This window comes from Duganella phyllosphaerae, assembly GCF_001758785.1.
Lineage (GTDB): Bacteria > Pseudomonadota > Gammaproteobacteria > Burkholderiales > Burkholderiaceae_D > Rugamonas > Rugamonas phyllosphaerae.
Genome location: NZ_LROM01000061.1, coordinates 1 through 22295, shown reverse-complemented (window position 1 = coordinate 22295; position 22295 = coordinate 1). Strand labels below are relative to the sequence as shown.

At 64.0% G+C, this 22295-nt stretch carries 17 protein-coding genes; 8 read left to right on the top strand and 9 right to left on the bottom strand.

The window, feature by feature from the left end; genetic code table 11:
* The first annotated feature begins 226 nt into the window (after window positions 1-226).
* From DUPY_RS06480 to DUPY_RS06455, 6 genes are read left to right on the top strand one after another with little or no spacing between them, the layout of a single operon-like run.
* Window positions 227-1093 (top strand): DeoR/GlpR family DNA-binding transcription regulator, encoded by an 867-nt coding sequence (locus DUPY_RS06480; protein WP_070247009.1) that lies wholly within the window; start codon window positions 227-229, stop codon window positions 1091-1093.
* A 17-nt stretch (window positions 1094-1110) separates the two neighbouring features.
* A complete protein-coding gene (rhaS, locus tag DUPY_RS06475; RefSeq protein WP_141749443.1) occupies window positions 1111-2118 on the top strand; it encodes a rhamnose ABC transporter substrate-binding protein in 1008 nt (335 codons plus the stop codon).
* A 14-nt stretch (window positions 2119-2132) separates the two neighbouring features.
* On the top strand, window positions 2133-3653 hold the full coding sequence (locus DUPY_RS06470) for a sugar ABC transporter ATP-binding protein (RefSeq protein ID WP_208600007.1): 1521 nt from the start codon (window positions 2133-2135) through the stop codon (window positions 3651-3653).
* Window positions 3650-4651 (top strand): ABC transporter permease, encoded by a 1002-nt coding sequence (locus DUPY_RS06465; RefSeq protein WP_141749442.1) that lies wholly within the window; start codon window positions 3650-3652, stop codon window positions 4649-4651. The genes DUPY_RS06470 and DUPY_RS06465 overlap by 4 nt, the downstream gene beginning before the upstream one ends.
* Before the next feature lie 14 nt (window positions 4652-4665).
* Entirely contained in the window at window positions 4666-5697 is a 1032-nt protein-coding gene (locus DUPY_RS06460) for an ABC transporter permease (RefSeq protein ID WP_070247056.1), read from the top strand.
* A complete protein-coding gene (locus DUPY_RS06455) occupies window positions 5694-7088 on the top strand; it encodes an FGGY-family carbohydrate kinase (protein ID WP_070247007.1) in 1395 nt (464 codons plus the stop codon). Before DUPY_RS06460 ends, DUPY_RS06455 begins: the two co-directional genes overlap by 4 nt.
* Before the next feature lie 252 nt (window positions 7089-7340).
* Here the strand turns inward: DUPY_RS06455 and DUPY_RS06450 are convergent, their stop codons facing one another.
* A complete protein-coding gene (locus DUPY_RS06450; RefSeq protein WP_070247006.1) occupies window positions 7341-8369 on the bottom strand; it encodes a glycoside hydrolase family 43 protein in 1029 nt (342 codons plus the stop codon).
* A gap of 8 nt (window positions 8370-8377) precedes the next feature.
* Complete coding sequence (locus tag DUPY_RS06445) at window positions 8378-11545, bottom strand: TonB-dependent receptor (RefSeq protein ID WP_070247005.1); 3168 nt, start codon at window positions 11543-11545, stop codon at window positions 8378-8380.
* Between the two features lie 203 nt (window positions 11546-11748).
* On the opposite strand from DUPY_RS06445, the gene DUPY_RS06440 reads away from it, so the two are divergent.
* The gene (locus DUPY_RS06440) at window positions 11749-13461 is read left to right on the top strand and encodes an FAD-dependent oxidoreductase (protein ID WP_070247004.1); all 1713 of its coding nucleotides are present in this window, start codon (window positions 11749-11751) and stop codon (window positions 13459-13461) included.
* A gap of 1 nt (window position 13462) precedes the next feature.
* Here DUPY_RS06440 and fabI read toward each other — a convergent pair whose 3' ends face one another.
* The 6 genes from fabI to DUPY_RS06415 all read right to left on the bottom strand — a co-directional run bounded on the left by fabI (window position 13463) and on the right by DUPY_RS06415 (window position 19185).
* Window positions 13463-14239, bottom strand: coding sequence for an enoyl-ACP reductase FabI (gene fabI / locus DUPY_RS06435; RefSeq protein ID WP_070247003.1), 777 nt, complete (start codon window positions 14237-14239; stop codon window positions 13463-13465).
* Entirely contained in the window at window positions 14239-15429 is a 1191-nt protein-coding gene (locus tag DUPY_RS06430) for an acetate/propionate family kinase (protein ID WP_070247002.1), read from the bottom strand. Before DUPY_RS06430 ends, fabI begins: the two co-directional genes overlap by 1 nt.
* A 3-nt stretch (window positions 15430-15432) precedes the next feature.
* Entirely contained in the window at window positions 15433-16374 is a 942-nt protein-coding gene (locus tag DUPY_RS06425; RefSeq protein ID WP_071651589.1) for a phosphate acetyltransferase, read from the bottom strand.
* An 81-nt stretch (window positions 16375-16455) separates the two neighbouring features.
* Window positions 16456-16632, bottom strand: coding sequence for a DUF4175 domain-containing protein (locus DUPY_RS27760; protein WP_141749441.1), 177 nt, complete (start codon window positions 16630-16632; stop codon window positions 16456-16458).
* Window positions 16629-17741, bottom strand: coding sequence for a PepSY-associated TM helix domain-containing protein (locus DUPY_RS06420; protein WP_070247052.1), 1113 nt, complete (start codon window positions 17739-17741; stop codon window positions 16629-16631). The genes DUPY_RS27760 and DUPY_RS06420 overlap by 4 nt, the downstream gene beginning before the upstream one ends.
* 85 nt (window positions 17742-17826) lie before the next feature.
* Window positions 17827-19185 carry a DUF2799 domain-containing protein gene (locus DUPY_RS06415; RefSeq protein ID WP_229255262.1) on the bottom strand — a complete coding sequence of 453 codons (1359 nt, stop codon included), beginning with the start codon at window positions 19183-19185 and terminating at the stop codon, window positions 17827-17829.
* Between the two features lie 139 nt (window positions 19186-19324).
* Between DUPY_RS06415 and DUPY_RS06410 the strand changes: the two genes are divergently transcribed.
* Window positions 19325-19807, top strand: coding sequence for a hypothetical protein (locus DUPY_RS06410; RefSeq protein ID WP_084640570.1), 483 nt, complete (start codon window positions 19325-19327; stop codon window positions 19805-19807).
* Window positions 19808-19859: 52 nt separating this feature from the next.
* On the opposite strand, the gene fusA is transcribed toward DUPY_RS06410, so the two are convergent.
* Window positions 19860-21968, bottom strand: a complete 2109-nt coding sequence (gene fusA / locus DUPY_RS06405) for an elongation factor G (protein ID WP_070247000.1) — start codon at window positions 21966-21968, stop codon at window positions 19860-19862.
* Between the last annotated feature and the right edge of the window lie 327 nt (window positions 21969-22295).

The following is a 22295-nucleotide window of genomic DNA, read 5'->3' as shown; positions in this document are numbered from 1 at the left end:
GCAAGCGCTCAACTTCATGACCAAGACGGAAATAATCACACCCATGATCGAAACTTGATCAGTTTGTGACTCGGTTATCGAATCAATCAAATATTTGATCGCATATTGATTGACGGCAGATTTCTAAATGTTTAGGCTTGGTAATTAATAAAGTCCCACACCGGATCGGTCCGCGGCAGTGATGCAGCAGCGACGGTAGTAGGGACGAAAAAAAATGGAGACAGATATGGTAAATCACAAGCGTCGTAAACGTTTGCTGAAGTTGCTCGCCGAACATCAGACGGCCAGCGTGCCGCAGTTGGTCGACTGGCTCAGCGCCTCCCCGGCCACCGTGCGCCGCGACATCAGCTGGCTCGCCGCGCGCAGCCTGCTCACCCGCACCAGGGGCGGCGCCGCCAACCTGGAGCAAAAAAAGCGCAGCTTCACCCTCACCAGCGAAACCTTCCAGCACAACATCCAGTGCTACGCCGAGCGCAAACGCGCCATCGCGCGCCACGCCGCAGGCATGTGCGCCGAGGGCGAGACCATCATCATCAACGGTGGCACCACCACCTTCATGATGGCCGAGTTCCTGGTCGATCATCACCTGAAAATCCTCACCAATTCCTTCCTGATGGCCGAGCGCCTGCTGGTATCGAGCGAAAACGAGATCATTGTCCCCGGCGGCAAGGTCTATCGCGAGCAGAACGTCATCCTCAGCCCCTTCGACAACGACATCACCCAGCACCACTACGCCGCCAAGATGTTCATGAGCGTCTATGGCCTCTCGCTGCTCGGCCTCATGGAAGCCGATCCGCTGCTGATCCAGGCCGAAAAGCGCCTGATCTCGCAAGCCGAAGAACTGATCGTTCTGGTCGATAGCTCCAAGTTTGCCAAGAAGGCGGGCCTGATCCTGTGTGGCCTCAACCGCGTCTCCACCGTGATCACCGATACCTACGCTTCCGATTCGGCCGTGCAGCTGCTCGAGCAGTCCGGCGTGCGCGTGGTGACCGTGGAACCGGAAGCGGTGCCCGCCCAGGTCAATGCCAGCCCTTTCACTTCGCCGTTTGACTACCAGGCGGCAGCCATGTTCCAGTCGGAGGTATCACATTGAAGCGCAGGAAAATCATAGTGGCCGCAGTTGCGGCCGGACTGTTCGCGACCGTTGCCGGCTGCGGTGAGAAGAAATCCGCCGAAGCTGGCGCTGGCGGCGAAAAAATCCGCATTGCCATGGTCGTCAAAAGCCTGGGCAACGGCTTCTTCGACGCCGCCCATGCCGGCGCCAACGACGCCGCCAAGGAATTGAAAAACGTCGAAATCATCTATACCGGTCCGACCACGCCGAGCGCTGAAGGCCAGATCGAAATCATCAATTCTCTGATCAGCCAGAAGGTCGATGCGATCGTCATCTCGGCCAATGATCCGAACGCGCTGGTACCGATCACCAAGAAGGCGATGGCGCGCGGGATCAAGGTGCTGAGCTTTGACAGCGGCCTGGACAAGGAAGGCCGCCTGATGCAGCTTAATCCGTCCAATGAGCAACTGATCGGCGAGAAGCAGATCCAGATGGCGTCCGACGCCATCGGCGGCAAGGGAGACATCGCCATCCTGTCCGCTTCCGCCCAGGCCACCAACCAGAATATCTGGATCGGCATCATGAAGGAGACGCTCAAGAAGCCGGAATACAGCGGCATGAAGCTCGTCGCCACCGTCTACGGCGACGACCAGTCCGACAAGAGCTACCGCGAGGCGATCGGCCTGTTGCGCAGCAACCCGAACCTGAAAGCCATCATCTCCCCCACCACCGTGGGCATCAATGCCGCCAGCAAGGCGGTCGTCGATGAAAAGCTGGTCGGCAAGGTGTACGTCACCGGTCTCGGTTTGCCGTCGGAGATGGCCGGCCACGTCAAGAGCGGCGCCGTGCGCGAGTTCGCGATCTGGAATCCGATCGACCTCGGTTACGCCGTCACCTACGCCGCCTACGACTTCGTCAAAGCGGCACCCGGCGCCAAGGCCGGTGGCAGCGTGAACGCCGGCCGCATGGGCACCATCGCCATCGACGCCAATGGCATCGGCGCCATGGGTGCGCCATTCGTGTACGACAAAGGGAACGTCGACAAGTTCTCCAAGATCTTCTGAGCTGGAATCGCCCCATGGATATGAATACCACCCCGGTCCTGCAATTGACCGGGATCTGCAAGCGCTTTGCCGGCATCGTCGCCCTCAACAACGTCGCGCTGTCGGTACGCGCCGGTGAAGTGATGGCGCTGATTGGCGAGAACGGCGCCGGCAAGTCTACCCTGGTCAAAACCCTGACCGGCATCTATCGTCCCGACGAGGGCACCATCGAACTTGCCGGCCAGCCGGTCAGGTTCGCCAATGCCCAGGATGCCATGCAGGCGGGCGTCACCGCCGTCCACCAGGAGACGGTGATGTTCGACGAACTGACGGTGGCGGAAAACATCTACGTGGGGCGCCAGCCCTGTCGCGGCGCCTCCGGGCGCATCGACTGGAGCAAGATCGAAGCGGAAGCCGAGAAGCTGTTCGAACGCCTGGAGGTGGCGCTGCCGGTGCGTGCCCGGGTAAAAGACCTGTCGGTGGCGCAGCGCCACTTCGTGGAAATCGCCCGTGCCCTGTCGCAGGATGCGCGCGTGGTCATCCTCGACGAGCCGACGGCGTCGCTGTCGCAGCGCGAGATCCGCGAGCTGTATCGCATCATCCGCCAGTTGCGCGACGCCGGCACTGCCGTCATCTTCATCTCGCACAAATTCGACGAGATCTACGAGGTGGCCGACCGTTACACCGTGCTGCGCGACGGCCAGTTCATCGCCGAAGGCGCGCTGGCCGACATCACCGAGCAGGAACTGGTGGCCCTGATGGTCGGGCGCACCGTCAAGCAGGCCTACCCGAAGGCGGATGTGACGCCCGGCGAAGTGCTGCTGTCTGTGGAAAACCTGTGCCACCCCACCGAATTCGATAACGTCAGCTTCGAGCTGCGGCGCGGCGAAATCCTGGGCTTTTATGGCCTGGTGGGCGCCGGCCGCTCCGAGGTGATGCAGGCGCTGTTTGGCCTGTCCACCCAGGTGCGCGGCAATGTACGCCTGGACGGCAAGCCGGTGTGCGTGACCTGCGCTGCCGACGCCATCAAGCACGGCATCGCCTACGTGCCCGAGGACCGCCAGCACCAGGGCGCCCACCTGACGCTGCCCATCCTGCAGAACATCACCCTGCCGATCCTGTCCAAGGTCGGCTTCTTCCTGCGCGGACGCCGCGCCGAAGAGAACAAGATCGCCCGCCACTTCGCCGAGCAGCTCGAACTCAAAGCTGCCTACCTGACGCAGAACGTCTCCGAGCTCTCGGGCGGCAACCAGCAAAAGGTCGTGCTGGGCAAATGGCTGGCCACCAACCCCAAGGTCATCATCCTCGACGAGCCGACCAAGGGCATCGACATCGGCTCCAAGGCCGCCGTGCACCGCTTTATCGGTGAGCTGGTGAGCAAGGGCTTATCGGTGATCCTGGTCTCGTCCGAGCTGCCCGAGGTAATGGGCCTGGCCGACCGCATCGTGGTCATGCACCAGGGCCGCATCGAACATACATTCAACCGTGGCGAGGCGACGCCGGAAATGATCGTCTCCGCCGCATCTGGCAACGAACTGGCGGAGGACTGCGCGTGAAGGAAATTCTGAAAATGCGGGAGACCCAGTTGGCGATTTCGATCGTGGTGCTGATCGCCCTGGTCGGTTCGCGCGCACCGGTGTTCGTCTCGAGCTCCAGCCTGGGCAACCTGCTCACCGACAGCACCCTGCTGATCATGCTGGCCCTGGCCCAGATGCTGGTGATCGTCACGCGTGGCATCGACCTGTCGGTGGCGTCCACGCTGGCCCTGTCGGGCATGATGTCGGCGCTGCTGGCCGTGCGCTTTCCCGAGCTGCCGCTGCCGGTCGTGATGCTGGTGGCGATCGCCATTGGCCTTGGGCTCGGCCTGATCAACGGCTACCTGATCGGCTACCTGGACCTGGCGCCGATCGTGGTCACGCTCGGCACCATGAGCGTGTATCGCGGCCTGGTGTTCGTGCTGTCGGGCGGCGCCTGGGTGTCATCGCACCAGATGCCGCCCGAGTTCATCGCCTTCCCGCTGTCGCGCTTCCTCGGCGTGACCAACCTGGTGTGGATTGCCGGCTCGACCATCCTGGTGTTCTGGTACATCGCCATGCACAGCCGCTTTGGCCGCGACCTGTACGCGGTCGGTAACGCCCCGGCGTCGGCCCGCTACGTCGGCATCCCGATCGCCAAGCGCCTGTTCTGGACCTATGGTATTTCCGGCGCCGTGGCCGGCCTGTGCGGCTACCTGTGGGTGGCGCGCTACGCGGTGGCCTATACCGAGATCGCTTACGGCTTCGAGTTCACCGTGATTGCCGCCTGCGTGATCGGTGGCGTGAGCATCGCTGGCGGCAGCGGCAGCGTGGCTGGCGCGGTGCTGGGCGGCCTGTTCCTGGCCGTAATCGGCAACGCGCTGCCGGTAGTCAAAGTGTCGCCATTCTGGCAAAGCGCACTGACCGGCGTGGTGATCCTGGCTGCAGTGCTGATCAATGCGCGCAGCGGCAAAACCGGCGGTCGCCAGATTCTCCCGCTGCATCTGAACAAAGCTGACGCTCAAGGGAGCGCGGCGTGAATACGAGTACCGTCATGACCAACGAAGCACCAACGCCTGTCACCGAGACTCCCGCTGCGTCCACGTCCCGCTACGTCATCGCCGACCGCCAGGGCTTCCGCCTCGGCGCGGCGCTGGGCAGCTGGGAGAGCATGCTGGCGTTGCTGTTCGTGGCCGCATTCACCATCTGCGCCATCGTCCAGCCGCATTTCCTCGACATGGTCAACCTGGCCGACGGCACCTTCAACTTCAGCGAAAAGGCGATGATCGCGCTGCCGATGGCGTTGCTGATCATTTGCCGCGAGATCGACATCTCGGTCTCCGGCATCCTGGCGCTGTCGTCGGTGGCGGTAGGCCTGGCGCACACCAATGGCGCCCCACCCGAAGTGTTGCTGCCGATCGCGATTGCCACAGGCACCGCCTGCGGCTGGCTCAACGGCATCATGGTCACGCGGTACAAGCTGCCCTCGATCGTGGTCACCATCGGTACCGTGTCGCTGTTCCGCGGCCTGGCCAGCGTGGTGCTGGGCGACAAAGCCTTTACCGGCTACCCGCAGCTGATGACCGACTGGGGCCAGGGTTACTTCTTCGGCTTCATCCCGCGTGAATTCGTCGTGCTGCTGGTGTTTGCGCTGCTGTTTGCCGGCTTCCTGCACTGCACGACCTGGGGCCGCCGCGTGTACGCGATCGGTAACAACCCGGTGGCCGCACGCTTTTCCGGCATCCCGGTCGACAGCTACCGCCTGGGCCTGTTCATGCTCACGGGCGCCATGGCCGGCCTGGCTGCGTGGTTCCTCACCGGCCGTATCGGCAGCACCCGTCCCAACATCGCCATGGGCTGGGAGCTGGAAGTGATTACCATGGTGATCCTGGGCGGCGTGAGCATCGCCGGCGGCGCCGGCACCATCGGCGGCGTGCTGCTGGCCGTGCTTACCCTGGGCACGGTCACCTACGGCCTGTCGCTGGCGAATATCCCCGGCATTTACATGACCATCGTGGTCGGCATCCTGCTGCTGGTCACCATCGCCCTGCCCCGCCTGCTGCGCGGCAGGAGGATCGCCAAATGAGCGGCGCAACTGATGGTACAACCGATGCCACCCTGGTCCTCGATATCGGCAAGACCAACGTCAAACTGGTATTGCTGGACGCCGCCGGCGCGGTGCTGGCCGAACGGCGCAGCCCCAACACCATCCTGACCGACGGACCATATCCGCACCACGACGTCGAGCGCATCTGGCACTGGATGCTGGACGGAATGACCGAGTTTTCCAGCCTGGCCACCATCGGCGCCATCGTGCCGGTCACGCACGGCGCCACCGCCGCGCTGGTCGATGACGACGGCCTGGTGCTGCCGGTGCTCGATTACGAGTTCGAGCCGCCGGCCGCGCAGGCAGCCACGTACCAGGCGCTGCGTCCTGCGTACGACACGACCTGTTCGCCGCTGCTGCCCGCCGGCCTGAACCTGGGGCGCCAGTTGGCGTGGCAGGCGCAGACCTTCCCGGCCGAGTTCGCGCAGGCCAATCACCTGTTGATGTACCCGCAGTACTGGGCCTGGCGTTTATCTGGCGTGGCGGCCGGCGAAGTGACGTCGCTCGGTTGTCACACCGACTTGTGGCAGCCGGCGCGCCAGCAGTATTCGCAGCTGGTCGAACGCATGGGCTGGAACGCCCTGTTGCCGCCGCTTCAACCGGCGTGGGCGCCACTGGGACCGTTGAAGGCGGCGCTGTTGGCGCATACCGGTTTACCGGCATCGTGCCAGGTCATCTGCGGCATCCACGACAGCAATGCCTCGCTGCTGCGCCACCTGGCAGCCGTCGATGGCGTGGCGCAGCCTGCCGTGCTCTCGACCGGCACTTGGGTGATCGCCGCCGCGCCGGGCAAACCGCTCGATGGCTTGCGTGAGCGGTCGGATATGCTGGCCAATACCAATGCGCTGGGCCAGGCCGTGGCCTGCATCCGCTTCATGGGCGGGCGCGAGTTCGGCGAGCTGGCGGGCGCCGACGTGCAGACCTGTACCGTGGAGGATTTGCAGCGGTTGATCGACCAGCAGACCATGGCCCTGCCCTGCTTCTCGCAGGCTGGCGGTCCGTTTGCGGGCCGTACCGGTTCGATCACTGGCCCGGCGCCGGTCGATGCGCGCCAGCGGTATGCACTGGCCACGCTGTACTGCGTGCTGGTGTCTGACTACTGCCTCGCGCAGCTGGGCGCCGATGGCGCAGTGGTGGTGGAAGGCAGTTACACCGGCAACCCGTGGTTTGCGCCGCTGCTGGCCGCACTGCGGCCGGGCCAGGCCATCAGCAGCACCGATGACACCAGCGGCACGACCTGCGGCGGCTGGATGCTGCACCACTGGGGCAGCGCGCCGGCGGTAAGAAGCTCGGTGGCGGCGCCGCTGGTGTTGAATGGCTGGAGTGCGTATCGTTCGCACTGGTTAGCGGCGTTGCAAGAGGCGCTTTAATCCCCGTACGGGCGCTTTTTACCCCCTTGACCCTAATGCCGTTAAGTTAAGCTGAAGTTTTAATTTTGTTAGCATCGAAACGTCGTCCCCGCGCAGGCGGGGACCCAATTTGGCCGGCATTTCGACGAATTTCGTAGAACTTGGGTACCCGCCTTCGCGGCGGTCCGCCGATGCGGTACGACGGGTACGCTGAGCTTAACTTAACGGCATTAGGGTCCGACCCCGGCCTTGCGGCCTTGGCCGTGCGGGTTATCAATCCGCCACCGGCGCCCCGAAGTCCGGCGAACCATCCTCTTTCCATCGCAGCACCTGCGCCCGCGTATGGCGGTTGGCATCCTTGAGCGGCTCGCCCGCGATATCCCTGAAATTGCGCGCGTGGTACACCAGGATGTCGGTCTTGCCATCGGGCGTGGTCGTAAACGCGTTATGCCCCGGCCCGTACTGGCTGTTCTTCTCGCTGCTCGCAAATACCGGCACCGGCGACTTCTTCCAGGATGCCGCATCGAGCAAGTCAGAAGCCACTGGCGCCGTCAGCAACCCCAGTGCATAGTTGGCATCGGTCGCGCTGGCCGAATAGGTCATGAACACGCGGCCGTTCTTGACGATCACCGCTGGCGCCTCGTTGACCTCGTGCCCGACCTTCTCCCACGCATAGTCCGGCTTCGATAGCAGCACTGCCGGGCCGGTAATCGACCACGGCGTGTCCATCTGCGCCAGGTAGATATTGGTGGCGTGGACCTTGGCGTCCTGGCCGCGCTGGGTCCAGGCCAGGTAGCGTTTGCCGTTCAGTGCAAACGTGGTGGCGTCGAGCGCGAACGATTCCCAACCGGTCTTCAACTGCCCCAGTTCCTTCCAGTCCCCCTGCAGCGGATTGGCCGACTCGTTCACCAGCACGTACAGGCGGATCTCCCAGATCGCATCGGCGCGGCCGGCGGTAAAGTAGATATACCATTTGCCGTCGATATAGTGCATCTCCGGGGCCCAGATGTGCGCGCCCATCTCCCCCTTGGCGTGCTTGCGCCACACCACCTTGGCCTCGGCGGCGCCGAGGTCGTTGAGCGAGCGTGCGCGGCGGATTTCGATGCGGTCGTATTCCGGTACGGTGGCCGTGTAATAGTAATAGCCGTCGCTGTGCAGCGCCACTTGCGGGTCGGCGCGGTGCTTGACCAGCGGGTTATTGAAAGTCGGTTCTGCTGCTAATGCAATGTTCTGCGCAAACGAAAAAACGGCGGCCGCGAAGGCCACCGTTTTGAGTCCGCGCGCAAATGGTGCTTGCGCCATGGGTCTCCCTAGTTTTTAATCGATACGGTGAAGAAGTAACGACGGCCGGACCAGGCAAGTTCGTTGACACGGTACAGGTCACCGGCGTCGGTGATCTGCGATTCCTTGGTCAGGTTTTTGCCTTCGATCGAGAACGTCACGTTATCACTGTAACGGTACTGGAACTTCGCGTCCAGGAAACCGGTCTTTTCCTGGAAGTTCGGGTTGCCGGAAACGTCGTTGGTGCCGGTGTAGAAACGGTCGCGGTAGTTGTAGGCGACGCGGGCGTTGATCTTGCCCAGGTCGTACCACAGCGCGGCGTTATAGCTGTTTTTCGACAGGCCGGCGTATGGCAGGATCGAACCATCGAGCGGGTTGATGCGTTCCGTACCTTTGGCGTAATCGTAGCTCATGCGGGTGTAGTTGACGTCGCCGCCGAAACCGCTCATCCAGCCCGGCAGGAAGGTGAACGCGGTACGCGCGGTCAGTTCCACACCCTTGGTGGTGGCGCCTTCGCCGTTCAAGGCGGTGTTCACGTCGAACAAGCGACCGTCGCCGAGCAGGTTGACGTTTTTGACAACCTGTTTTTCCAGGATGTAGCTCGAGATATCCTTCTTGAACAGGCCCATGCTCAACTGGCTGTCGGCGCTCGGGTAGTACTCGAAGCTCAGGTCGGTGTTCTTGGCGCGGAACGGTTTCAGGTTCGGGTTGCCGGCCGTGCAGTCGTCGATATTGTCACCGCCAAATGCAGGGTTGCCGCTGTCGATGATACAGGCCACGTTCGGTGCCAGCAGGTCGATGCGCGGACGCGACATCACTTTCGACAGGCCGAAGCGCACCATGAACTGGTCAGGAATCGCCCAGGCCATCAGGTTGAAGCTCGGCAGATAGTCGTTGTACTTGGTCTTGACGGTGGTCGTGCCGAAGCTGAGATCGCGGTCGACGGAAGAACCGGCAGCGCCGCCCGGATTTTGCAGGCGGATCTTGATCGATTGCGAGCCGCTGGCATCGGTCTTGGTGCCGGTGTAGCGCACGCCGATATTGCCCCAGATCTGGTGCTCGCCGATCTCGGTATCGAAGTCGGCGCGGATGTACGCGGCGCGCACACGCTCGTCGACCATGTAAGCCGGCACTTGCGGATACATCCTGCCGTCGCTGCCGATGGCGTTGTACACGTTGTTGAAGTTGAAGTTCGACGTGTCGAAATACGGCTTGGCGTTGTTATACACCGGCGACATCCAGCCCGACGGAATGTTCGAGATCTTGTCGTAGCCGCCAAAGAAGGTGCCTGGCGAGTTGCCGCGCACGGCGTTGATCAGCTCCTGCATCTTGGCGCTGTTGACGTAGGTGCTGGAGTAATTGCCGTTGATGAAGGTGTTGGTATCAGGGCCGCGCACCGCGCCCGTATTGTACGGATCGTAGGTGATGGTCTGGTTGATGTTGGCGCCGCGCACCGAGATATCGTCGGCCGTGCTGGCCGGATCGGCGCCGCCGCTGGCGATGTAGCCGCCGCCGTTGTAGCGCTGGGCCGACGAATTGCGCGCCTGGGCGCCGCCCCACAGCTTGGTGAAGAACGGCGTGGTCAAACGGTATTTCAGGTCCAGCTTGACCTGGTCTTCGTCGTTCTTGGTCTCGTAAGGACGGTATTGCAGTTCGGCCTTGACGTACGAGCTGGCGGCGTCCGGCGAGTAAGCGGCCGGGAAGTCGAAGTGCGGCAGGCCCTGCGAATCGAGCGAGACCTTCAGGCCCGGCGCATTTTGCGTCAGGACGATACTATTGGTCTCGTTGTGGTAGGTCGAACGCGAACGTCCGGCCAGGCCGTCCACTTCCAGCGGACCGTCCTTGTAGTTGAAACCGGTGGTGGTGTAGTTGGAATCGATCTTGAGCTTGAAGTCGCGCGCCGAAGTGCTGAAGGCGCCCTGGCCGCCCTGGCCGGCAACGTAGTTGCAGTCGCCGACGGTGTAGCCGGTGACGTAGTGGTTCTCCACGGTGACACCGGCTGGCGTGGTGCTGGTGGATGCCGGCAGGCAGGTACCGGTGGTCGTGGTGGTGCCGTTGGCGGCGTACACCGGTGCACGACCGGCACTGGCCAGGCGATTGACGTTGCCAAAATCGGTACCGAAGTTGCGGTCGTTCAGTCGCTGGTCCTGGCGATTGCCCTGGTAGCTGACGAAGGCCTTCATTTCGTTGCTGACCTTGTATTGCGCGGTCAGCTCGGCCGACGAGCGCTTGTGGTCGCGGGTCCAGATGCCGTAGCGCGGCGTGCCTGGCGAGTAGTCGTACCATTGCTGGCTGCACGCGGTTTTCTGGGCGGCGGACAGGCCGGGCGCGCTGGCGCAACCGGCCGCCGAACCTACGCCGGCCACGGCCGGGTCGAGCGAATTGACGGTCTTGTTTGGCGAGAAGTCCCAGTCGCGCAGGAAGCGCCAGGTGGTGTTGCGCGAGTAGTCGTTACGGGTGCGCACGTCGTCGTAGACGATGTTGGCCATCACGCCCAGTTTGCCATCGAGGTACTGGTCGGCGATCAGCAGGCTGCCGCGCGGCTGCACGCCGCCACGGCTGGTCGAATGTTCGCCAGCGAGGGAAGTGGCGACGGTGAATTTCTTGAAGTCGAGCGGTTTGCGGGTAGTGATCACCACGGTGCCGCCCACGCCGCCTTCGGTCAGGTCGGCGGTGCTGCCCTTGTACACGTCGATCGAACCGATCAGCTCGGAAGCCAGTTCGCGCAGCTCGGCGCCGCGACCGGCGTTGCCGTTGGTGCCCAGTACCGACATGCCGTTCACTTCCACGCGGTTCAGGTCGGGCTCCACGCCGCGGATCGAGATCTGCGAGCCTTCGCCGAAATCGCGGGTCAGTTGCACGCCGGTGATGCGCGACAGCGCTTCGCCCACGTTCTTGTCAGGGAATTGATTGATGTCTTCGGCCACCAGCGAGTCGGAGATGGTGGCGTTGCGGATCTTGCGGTCGATCGCCGAGGCCACCGATTTGCGGGTACCCACCACGGTCACGACGCTGGTTGGCGCCACGTCGGACGGCGAGCGCGCCGCTGGCTCGCTGGTCTGCGCAGCATCGGCAGCAGCTGCCGTTTGCGCCATGGCGGCGTTGCCGGCCATGAGGGTCGCCAGTGCCGAGGCGACTGCGCTGACGATGACGCGGCGGGTGGTGTTGCTGTGGGTGGCTTGGTGCGGATAGGTCACTATGGTCTCCGTGTATGTCATGGCCATTGGTTGGCCTTGGTTTTATGATCAGCTTGTGATCACATTCTAGATGCCGCTTGCGTGTAAAAATCAGCAACTGCTCAAAGAATCAAAATGATGATCACCAATTCTCACCATGCACCGCTCGCCCCTCCCACTTTCGCATCTGGCAGCGCACCATAAATTCGCGCTACACTGGTCCGATGACACTCCCAGACACCTTCCAGTCACGCAGCGCGCAAGCGCTGCCCACCATCGCGCCGCCCGAGCTCAAACGCATGGAGCGCTTCGGCGCGCGCGCTGTTTTCAACGATGGCGACATGCTGTTCGAAGCCGGTCGCGGCAAGTTCGGTTTGATGGTGGTGGTCAGCGGCAAAATCCGCATCAGCCGCTATGACGGCCTCGGTAACAGCTCGCTCATCACCGAGCACGGACCTGGCGAATTTGCCGGCGAGATGAGCCAGTTGTCCGACGCCCCGACGCTGGTCAACGGCCACGCGCTGGGCACGGTGGAAGTGCTGGTGCTGACCACCGCCGCGCTGCGCGCGCTGCTGGTGGCGGAGGCCGAGCTTGGCGAGCGCATCGTGCGCGCCTTCATATTGCGGCGCGTCGAATTGATGGACAGCGCGGCCTGCGGACCGGTGTTGCTATCACCCAACAACAATTCCAGAATGCATGCTTTGCGCGGCTGGTTGTCCAGCAATGGTCAGCCGCACAAGGTGCTCGACCCGGCCTCCACCGACCAGGCGCGGGCGTTGTGCGAGCGCTACGCACCGCAGCCGGACGACTGGCCGCTGGTGGTTTTCCCCGATGGCGGCGTGCAGAAAAATCCGACCATCGTCGAACTGGGCCGCCGCCTGGGCACCCTGCCCGCGCTCGACTCCGACCAGGTGTGGGATGCGATCGTGGTAGGCGCCGGGCCGGCCGGCCTGGCCACTGCCGTGTATGCGGCTTCCGAAGGCTTGTCGGTGCTGGTGCTGGACACGCGCGCCTACGGCGGCCAGGCCGCCGCCAGCGCGCGCATCGAAAACTACCTGGGCTTCCCGACCGGCATTTCCGGGCGCGCACTGGCCGGTCGCGCATATGTGCAGTCGAAAAAATTCGGCGTGGAGATGGCCATTCCCGCACCCGCAGCGCGGCTGCTGTGCGACGTGCGGCCGCTGGAAGTGGAAATGTGCGGCAGCCTGCAGCGGCTGCGCACCCGCAGCGTGGTGGTGGCATGCGGCGCGCGCTACCGCCGGCCAGACCTGGCCAACCTGGCGCGCTTCGAGGGCAAGGGCGTGTATTACTGGGCTTCGCCGCTGGAGGCGGGACTGTGCAAGGGGGCCGAAGTGATCCTGGTCGGCGGGGGCAATTCGGCCGGCCAGGCCGCCGTGTACCTGTCGGCCCACGCGGAACGTGTACACATGCTGATCCGGCGCGAAAGCCTGGTTGACACCATGTCCACGTACCTGATCGAGCGCATCGCCGCCACGCCCAACATCGTGCTGCACACGCACGCACAGATCGTGGAGCTCGACGGCACCGACGATGGCGGACTCGACCGGGTAAAGGTGCGCGACGCCCGGCACGGCACCGAGCGCGATTACGATGTCAAACGCGTGTTCCTGTTCATCGGCGCCGATCCCAACACCGGCTGGCTCGGCGACTGCGGGGTGGCGGTCGATGACAAGGGGTTCATCGTCACCGGGTATGACGCGCTGGCTCGAAATGGTCAACCCGGTGATCGAAACGATCACCGTCATGATGAGATCGAGCGGCCGGTCGCCAGCCTTGAAACCAGCGTGCCCGGCGTATTCGCCATCGGCGACGTGCGCGCCGGTTCCACCAAGCGGGTGGCGGCGGCGGTGGGCGAAGGGGCGGCCGTGGTGTCGCAGATCCACGGCTTCCTGGCGCGCCTGCCCCGAACCCGGTAGTTCAGGCGACGATATTGAGGCCGCTGTCAACGTACACGGTGCTGCCGGTCACGCGATGTGCATACGGTGACGCCAGATACGCGCAGGTGTTGCCCACGTCGACGATGTCCACCAGTTCGCCGATCGGCGCCCGCGCCACCGCATCGTTGAGCAGGCGGTCGAAGTCCTTCAGGCCCGAGGCCGCGCGGGTTTTCAGGGGCCCCGGTGACATCGCATGCACGCGGATCGCCCGTGGTCCGAGTTCGTAGGCCAGGTAGCGGCACGCTGCCTCCAGCGCCGCCTTCACCGGACCCATGACGTTGTAGTTGGGGACTACCTTGTTGGCGCCGTGGTAGCTCATGGCGAACAGGGTGCCGCCCTGCGTCATCAGCGGCGCGGCCAGTTTGGCCATGCGCACGAACGAATGGCACGAGACGTCCATCGCCTGCAAAAAGCCGTCGAGCGAGCAATCGAGCAGGCCGCCCTGCAGGTCGGCCTTCGGTGCAAAGGCAATCGAGTGGACCACGATGTCGAGCTGTCCCTGTTCGGCCAGCACTGCAAACAGCGCTTCGAGCTGGCCCGGCTGGGTGACGTCGAGCGGCAGTAACTGCGCGTCGATGTCGGCGGCCAGCGGCGCCACATGGGGATAGGCTTTTTCGTTCAGGTAGGTGAGGATCACTTCCGCCCCCAGCTTGCGGAATGCCAGCGCGCAGCCCCAGGCGATCGAGTGTTCGTTGGCCACGCCCACCACCAGCGCGCGCTTGCCGGCCAATATCGGATAAACGGTTTCGGTATTCATCAGTGCTCCAGTATGTCCAGCGTATGGCGGGCGATCATCAGTTCTTCGTTGGCCGGCACTATCCACACGGCCACGCTGCTGTCGGGAGTACTGATGCGGCGTATGCCGTCAGCGCGGCTGTCATTGGCAGCGGTGTCGAGCCGCACGCCCAGCCAGGCGGCATCGCGGCAGACTGCCGCGCGCAGCGCCTTGCTGTTCTCGCCGATCCCGCCCGAAAATACCAGCGCATCGAGCCCGCCCAAGGCGGCGGCCAGCGAGCCGAGTTCACGGCCGATGCGATAGACCATCAGCGCGATCGCCGCTTTGGCGCGCGGGTCGCCGCTCTGTTCCAGCGTGCGCATGTCGGACGACAGGCCGGAGACGCCCAGCAGGCCCGATTCCTGGTACAGCAGCTTTTGCACCGCAGCCACGTCCATGCCCAGTTCGTCGATCAGGTACAGCACCACGCCGGGGTCGAGCGCGCCGCAGCGCGTGCCCATCGGCAGGCCATCGACGGCCGTAAAGCCCATGGTGCTGGCCACACTGCGCCCTGCCAGCATGGCGCACATGCTCGCGCCATTACCGAGGTGCGCCGCCACCACCCTGGCCCCTGCCAGCTGCGGATCGGACTGCGGCAGCCGGCTGGAGATATATTCGTACGACAGGCCGTGAAAGCCGTAGCGGCGGATGCCGAGATCGGTGATGCGGGGCGGCAGCGCGAATGCCTGCGCCGCGGCCGGCTGGCTGGTGTGGAAAGCGGTGTCGAAGCAGCCCACTTGCGGCACCTGCGGCGCCATCGCCAGCATCGAGCGCACCGGCGCCAGGTTGTGCGGCAGGTGCAGCGGTGCCAGCGGCACCAGCTGATCGAGCCGCGCCAGCACCGCCTCGGTGAGCAGTTGCGGGCCGCTGTAATCGACGCCGCCGTGGACGATGCGGTGGCCCACCGCAACCACCCGCCGTCCGTCCAGGTGCGACTGGGCGAAGTCGATCAGGAAGCGCATGCCGGTGGCATGGTCGATCGGCCCGTCGGGCCAGCGATGTTCGTCGATGACGGCGCCGGCGGCGTCCTGCGCCACGAAACGGGTCACGCCGGCGTACAGGTTTTCGATCTTGCCGCGCATGGCCAGGTCGAGCGCGGCGCCGTCGTACAGCGAGAACTTGATGCTGGACGAACCGGCGTTGATGACGACGATGCAATCACGCGGGGCCATGGTTTACGCCACGACTGCAACGGTGCGCAGGCGGTCGTGCGCGACCAGCACCGCCACCGCGCACGAGGCCAGGCGTGCGGCCACGGTATCGGCGCGGCTGGTGAGCACAATCGGTACGCGCGCCCCCAGCACGATGCCGGCCGCCGCTGCGCCGGCCATGAAGCTCAGGCTCTTGGCCAGCATGTTGCCGGCTTCCAGGTCAGGGGCCACCAGCACGTTGGCGCGGCCGGCCACGGGCGACACCAGGTGCTTGATGGCGGCGGCGTGCGGGTCGATGGCATTGTCCATGGCCAGCGGGCCGTCGAGGATGGCGCCGGTGATCTGGCCACGGTCGGCCATCTTGCACAGCGCGGCGGCGTCGATGGTGGACGGCATCTTGGCGCTGACGGTTTCCACCGCCGCCAGGATGGCCACCAGCACCGGGTCGAAGCGCAGCACGTGGGCCAGGTCGATGGCGTTCTGCACGATATCGACCTTGTCGGTGAGCGTGGGTACGATGTTGACGGCGGCGTCGGTGATGATGAGCGGGTCGGGCCGGCCCGGCACGTCCATCACGAAACAGTGGCTCAGGCGGCGCGCGGTGCGCAGGCCGGTGGCGGTGGCCACCACGGCGCCCATCAGTTCGTCGGTGTGCAGGCTGCCCTTCATCAGCACGGCGGCGCGCCCCTCGTGCACCAGCTCGACCGCGCGCGCAGCCGAGGCGTGGCTGTGCGGCGTGTCTTCGATGGACAGCCCGCCGATGTCCAGGTCCGCTTCGTCGGCGACCTGGCGAATGCGCGCAGCAGGTCCCACCAGGATCGGTGCAATCAGGCCGAGCCGGGTGGCATCGAGCACGCCTTCGAGCGCGCTGCGGTCGCACGGGTGCGCCACGGCCACCGTCACCCGGCCCGATTTGCGGGCGGCGTCGATCAGGCGGTCGTAGTTGGGATGGGCAATGCTGGTCATCGTTGCTCCTGAGCGGTATCAACGGTCATCATAACCAATAGTGTAAAAAACGCAACCGGATTCCGCTGCGCTGCGGCAACGTCAACGCCAACGCCTGCGCCAGCCGAACCAGGCGCAAGCGAGCACCGGTATCCCCAGCGCCACCGCGGACAGGGCGTCCCAGAAGCCGTCGCCCAGCAGCGCCGACAGCAAGCCGATCACGGTCAGCACCGCCATCGCCAGCGGGCCGCCCCACAGGCGGGTAACACGTACGGTCATGGCGATTCTCCCGGGGTGGTGGTCCGGACGCCGCGCCTGAGCCACAGGTAGACCCCGCTGCCGAGCACGAAAATGGTGGCGATATCGAGCAGCGCCCACAGGAACTGCAGCCAGCCGCCGCCGTAGTCGCCGAAGTGCAGCGGCTGCGAGACCAGCAAGGCGGTCAGGTACCAAGGCAATTCGCGGCGGTCGGTGATCTCGCTGGTTTGCGCATCGACCAGCACCGGCTTGTACAGTCGCGACGTGAGCGGCTGGTCGCCGTGCATGAAGATGCCGTAGTGGTGCGGGCTCGAAAACGACGTGCCGGGGAACGCGACAAAACCGACCTGCATCGCCGGTTCGGCCGCCATGGCGTTGTCCATGGCTTTTTCCATCGACCCCAGCTTGCTCGGCGTGGGCATGCCCTGGTACGGCGCGATCATGGCGGCGACCTCGGTGTACTGGTAGTACTTCACCAGCAGGTCGGCCCAGGTATTGATCATGCCGGTGGCGCCCACCACGAACAGCCAGGTGAGCGTGACGATGCCCAGCATATTGTGCAGGTCCAGCCATTTCACGCGCGGACCACGGCTGCGCCGCACCTCGCCGAAATGCAGCTTGCGCATGAAGGGCGCGTACAGCACCACGCCGGACACGATTGCCACGAGCAGCAGCAGCGCCATGAAGCCAAGGAACAGCTTGCCCCACAGGCCGGCATACAGGTCCACGTGCAAGTGGAACATCACGCCCAGGAACGTGCCCTCGAAACTGGGCTCGCCCAACACTTTTGCAGTGCGGGCATCGACCGCAATCGATTTGAACTGTTCGGCGGTCGGCGTATCGCCCATGGTCAGGTACCAGATCTCGCGCGCGTCGGCCTCCTGCGACATGAACATCATCACCTTGTGGGGATACAAGGCTTTGCCGGCGGCGATCACGTCATCGAGGCTGGCCTTGGGCGTGGCAGCCGGCATGACCGGCGCCTCGATGGCGTTGCCGAGCAGATGATCGATCTCGTGGTGATAAATCAGCGGCAATCCGGTAATACAGAGCAGCAGCATGAACACCGTACACACCAGGCTGGTCCACTTGTGGACCCAGGCCCAGCGCCGGACATTAATGGTTTTCATCGTCATGAGCAATCGAACACAGGATCGCAGATGATAATGGAAATCGTTTCGCTTTAGTGATGATTTGGTGATGATTCGGTGGTGACTAATAGATCTCGCGGCGCAGGCTCTGCATGTGAAGCTCGTTCTGGTCGAGCCACATCCGGGCCTCGACGAGTTCGCGGTCCACGCGGCGCAGGTAGTCGATCAGCTCGCGGCGCTCCTGTTCGCGGCGGCGGTTCTGTTTGTCGGAGTCGTCGGTGGCCGGCTTCTCCTTGGTGGGCTGGTTGTTGCGAAGGTCGCGCTCGAGCCGGTCCAGGCGCTTGCGGCCGTCGTACAGGCGCGCTTCGAGCTGGCGGGCGTCGTCGACCGCCTGGCGTTGCCGCGCTTCGGCAGTGGCGAAGTCCTGGCCGCTGAGCCAGGCGCGCTTGAGCTTGTCGCGCAGCGGTGGCTGGCACACTTCCACCGCCATGGCCCGGTTGGCGCGGCCGTATTCGAAAGCGTTTTCCGGTACGCAGTAACGGGCGTTTTCCGCTTCCCAGGCGCGCGTGTAGATGGCGCGGGTGTCGGGGATGGCGAAGACGCCGTCGCGGCGGGCGTTGGCGATGCGCTCTTCCAGCAGGAACGGCTTGCCGTAGCCATCTTCCTTGCCGACCTGCTCCCAGTGCTGCATCAGGCGCTGTTCCCACGCCTGGCGATATTCAGCCTCGAAAATCTTCAGGCCTTTTTGCCGGGCTTCGCGACCGCGCACCCCGAATTCGGAGCCCGTCACCGCGTCGCGCGCCCCGAGGTTGCGCCAGTAATTGACGATCTCGGCATTCCAGGCGGCGCGGTAGACGTCCTCCTGCACCTGCACGCCGGCGCTGCGCGCTTGCGCCGCGCGCTTGAGCAGTTCGCTGTCCGGCACACCGTTGCTGGCGTCGTTGGACCCGGCGTCCTGCCAGAACTGGCGATTGCCGACTTGCCAGCCATTGCTGTAGGCAGCGTCGTCAAAGCGGACGCCGGCCTGGCTGGCCTGGCTGCGGCCCGCTTCCTTGCTGCCGATCGGCTGGCCGGCCGCGCCGTCGCGCTTGCCGATGCCTTCCCAATACTGTGCATTGCCTTTCAGCCAGCCAGCGTCGTAAGCGCCCTGGTTCAGTGGCGTTTTACGCTTGCGCACGTCCTCGGCGGCGGCGCGCACGCCGAACTGCTGCGGCAGACCGCGCGCGCCATCGGCCACGCCCATGGCGGTCCACATCTGGGTATTGCCCTGCTGCCAGCCGAGGGTGTAGCGGGCCCCGGCGTCGGCCGTGGCAGACTTGCCGCCATCGTCATGGTCCTCGCAGAAATCCTTGCGGTCGGCGAAATTGGCCGGTACCCCCTCGAGGCCATCGGTCTTGCCGATCTGTTGCCAGTCGCCGATCTTGCAAGCCGCGATGCGCTGCTTGACCGCCGCGGAACAGCCTGCCAGCAGCACAATCAGCATCAAGGGAAGTATTCGGGCGGCAAGCGTCATGGCGGTGGTTTTTAAGTTTCGGCTGCGCAATTATAGAGCCTGGAGTGGCTATAATGACCGGTCTTTCATCGCCGGGAACCACTACATGCCTAATCGTTTGCATTTGCGTTTGCGTTTGCTTTTGTCCGTCCTGGCGCTGGCGGGCTGGTCCGGCGCTGCCGTGGCCGATACGTTCGAAGTCATCGAGTCGGCGCCACTGCAGCAGGTGTGGCTCAATGCCGGCTTCTATTCGTACCACTTCGATCGCGACAAGAGCCTCAACGACAGCAATCCCGGCCTGGGCGCCGAATACCGCTTCTCGACCGTCGCGTCGGCGACGGTGGGACGCTTTTACAATAGCGACCGGCAGTATTCCAACTACGCGGGCGTGTATTACCAGCCGTTCAGGATCGGGCCGGTGCGGCTGGGCGCGGTGGTCGGGGCGTTCAACGGCTATCCGAATATGCGCGACGGTGGCTGGTTCCCGGCGGCGATACCGACTGCCAGCTTCGAGTACAAGAGCGTGGGCGTGAATGTGGCGGTGGTGCCGAAGTACAAGGATCGGCTGTATGGGGCGTTGTCGATCCAGCTGAAATTGAAAGTATTTGAGTAGGGAAATTGGATCCCCGCATGGGCGGCGGTACGCCGATGCGGGATGAAGGATTTTAGTTACGTGACTTCGAGACTGCGATCTGGTCGAGGATGTGTTTTGGCACCGCGGCGTAGTGCTTGAACTCCATCGTGTACGTCGCCCTGCCCTGCGACAGCGAGCGCAAGGTGGTCGAGTAGCCGAACATTTCCGCCAGCGGTACCAGCGCGCGGATGATCTTGCAGCCGCCACCGGCGATTTCATCCATGCCCTGCACCATGCCGCGCCGCGCCGTCAGATCGCCCATGGCGTTGCCCATGAACTCTTCCGGCGTTTCCACCTCGACCTGCATCATCGGTTCCAGCAAAACCGGGTCGGCGCGCCGCATGCCTTCCTTGAACGCCATCGAACCAGCCATGCGGAATGCGTTTTCGTTCGAGTCGACATCGTGGTACGAACCGAAGGTGAGCGTTACCTTGACGTCCACCACCGGGTATCCGGCCAGCACGCCGCTGCGCAAGGTTTCCTGCACGCCTTTATCGACGGCCGGGATGAATTCGCGCGGCACCACGCCACCCTTGATCGCATCGACGAACTGGAATCCCTTGCCCGGTTCCAGCGGCTCGAGCGCCAGCACCACGTGGCCGTACTGGCCTCGTCCGCCCGATTGCTTGACGAACTTGCCCTCCACGTCCGAGACGGATTTCTGGATGGTCTCGCGGTACGCGACCTGCGGCTTGCCGACCGTCGCTTCCACGCCGAACTCGCGGCGCATGCGATCGACCAGGATTTCCAGGTGCAGCTCGCCCATGCCGGACATGATGGTCTGGCCCGATTCCTCGTCCGAATGCACGCGGAATGACGGATCCTCCTGCGCCAGGCGGTTCAGGGCAATGCCCATCTTTTCCTGGTCGGCCTTGGTTTTTGGCTCCACCGCCTGCGAAATCACCGGCTCGGGGAAGATCATCTTTTCGAGCACGATCACGTGGTCGGGCGAGCTGAGCGTATCGCCAGTGGTCACGCCCTTCAGCCCGACGGCGGCGGCAATATCGCCCGCATACACTTCCTTGATCTCCTTGCGCTCGTTGGCGTGCATCTGCAGGATGCGGCCCAGCCGTTCCTTCTGCGACTTGGTGGGGTTGTACACCGTGTCGCCGGAATTGACCACGCCCGAATACACGCGGAAGAACGTCAGTTGCCCCACGAACGGATCGGTCATGATCTTGAACGCCAGCGCCGAGAACGGATCGCTGTCGGCCGGATGGCGCTCGATCGGCCGGTCCTGCTCGTCGGTACCGGCAATCGCCGGTACGTCCACCGGCGACGGCAGGTAGTCGATCACTGCGTCGAGCATCGCCTGCACGCCCTTGTTTTTAAAAGCGCTGCCAGCGAGCATCGGCACGATTTCGTTGCGGATGGTACGCAGGCGCAGGCCGGTCTTGATCTCGTCCTCGGTCAAGGCTTCGCCTTCCAAATACTTGTCAAGCAGTTCGGGCGTGGCTTCGGCCGCCGCTTCCACCAGCTTGTCGCGCCATTGCCGGGCCTCGGCTTGCAGGTCGGCCGGGATGTCCTCGTAGGTAAATTTCACGCCCAGGCTCTCGTCGTCCCAGTTAATCGCGCGCATTTTCACCAGGTCGATCACGCCGTGGAAGTTGTCTTCGGCGCCCAGCGGCAGCTGGATCGGCACCGGCACGCCTTTCAGGCGCATGGCGATCTGTTCGCGCACGCGCAGGAAGTCCGCGCCCACGCGGTCCATCTTGTTGACGAACGCAATGCGCGGCACCTTGTACTTGTTGGCCTGGCGCCACACGGTTTCGGATTGCGGCTGCACGCCGCCCACGGCGTCGTACACCATGACGGCGCCGTCGAGCACGCGCATCGAACGCTCGACTTCGATGGTGAAGTCGACGTGGCCCGGGGTGTCGATGATGTTGATGCGGTGCTCGGCAAAGTTGCCGGCCATGCCTTTCCAGAACGCGGTGGTGGCGGCGGACGTGATGGTGATGCCGCGCTCCTGCTCCTGCTCCATCCAGTCCATGGTGGCCGCGCCGTTGTGTACTTCGCCGATTTTGTGATTGACGCCCGTGTAAAACAGGATACGCTCGGTGGTGGTGGTCTTGCCGGCGTCGATGTGGGCGCTGATGCCGATATTGCGATAGCGCTCGATAGGGGTTTTGCGGGTCATCACAGCTCCTCGTACACAACTGGTTTGGGTAGACTCAGGTGCGGCGCCGCCCGATTTTTTCAAGATCTGTTGCCAAGTGTGCGACGTACCGAACAGCAATTAATATAGTCTCTGGACTAAACTGCAAGCTTACATCTCACCGGGAATATCTGCATGACTGTCCGACCGAAAACCGCCCTTTTCCTCTCCCTGGGCATGGCCCCTGCCCTCGCTCTGGCACAGGTTGCCACCACCGACGCCCCGGAACTCGAACTGCGCATCGAACGTTGCTCGGTGCTCGGTGACGCCAGCGCGCGCCTGGCCTGCTACGACGGCCTGGCGCGCAAG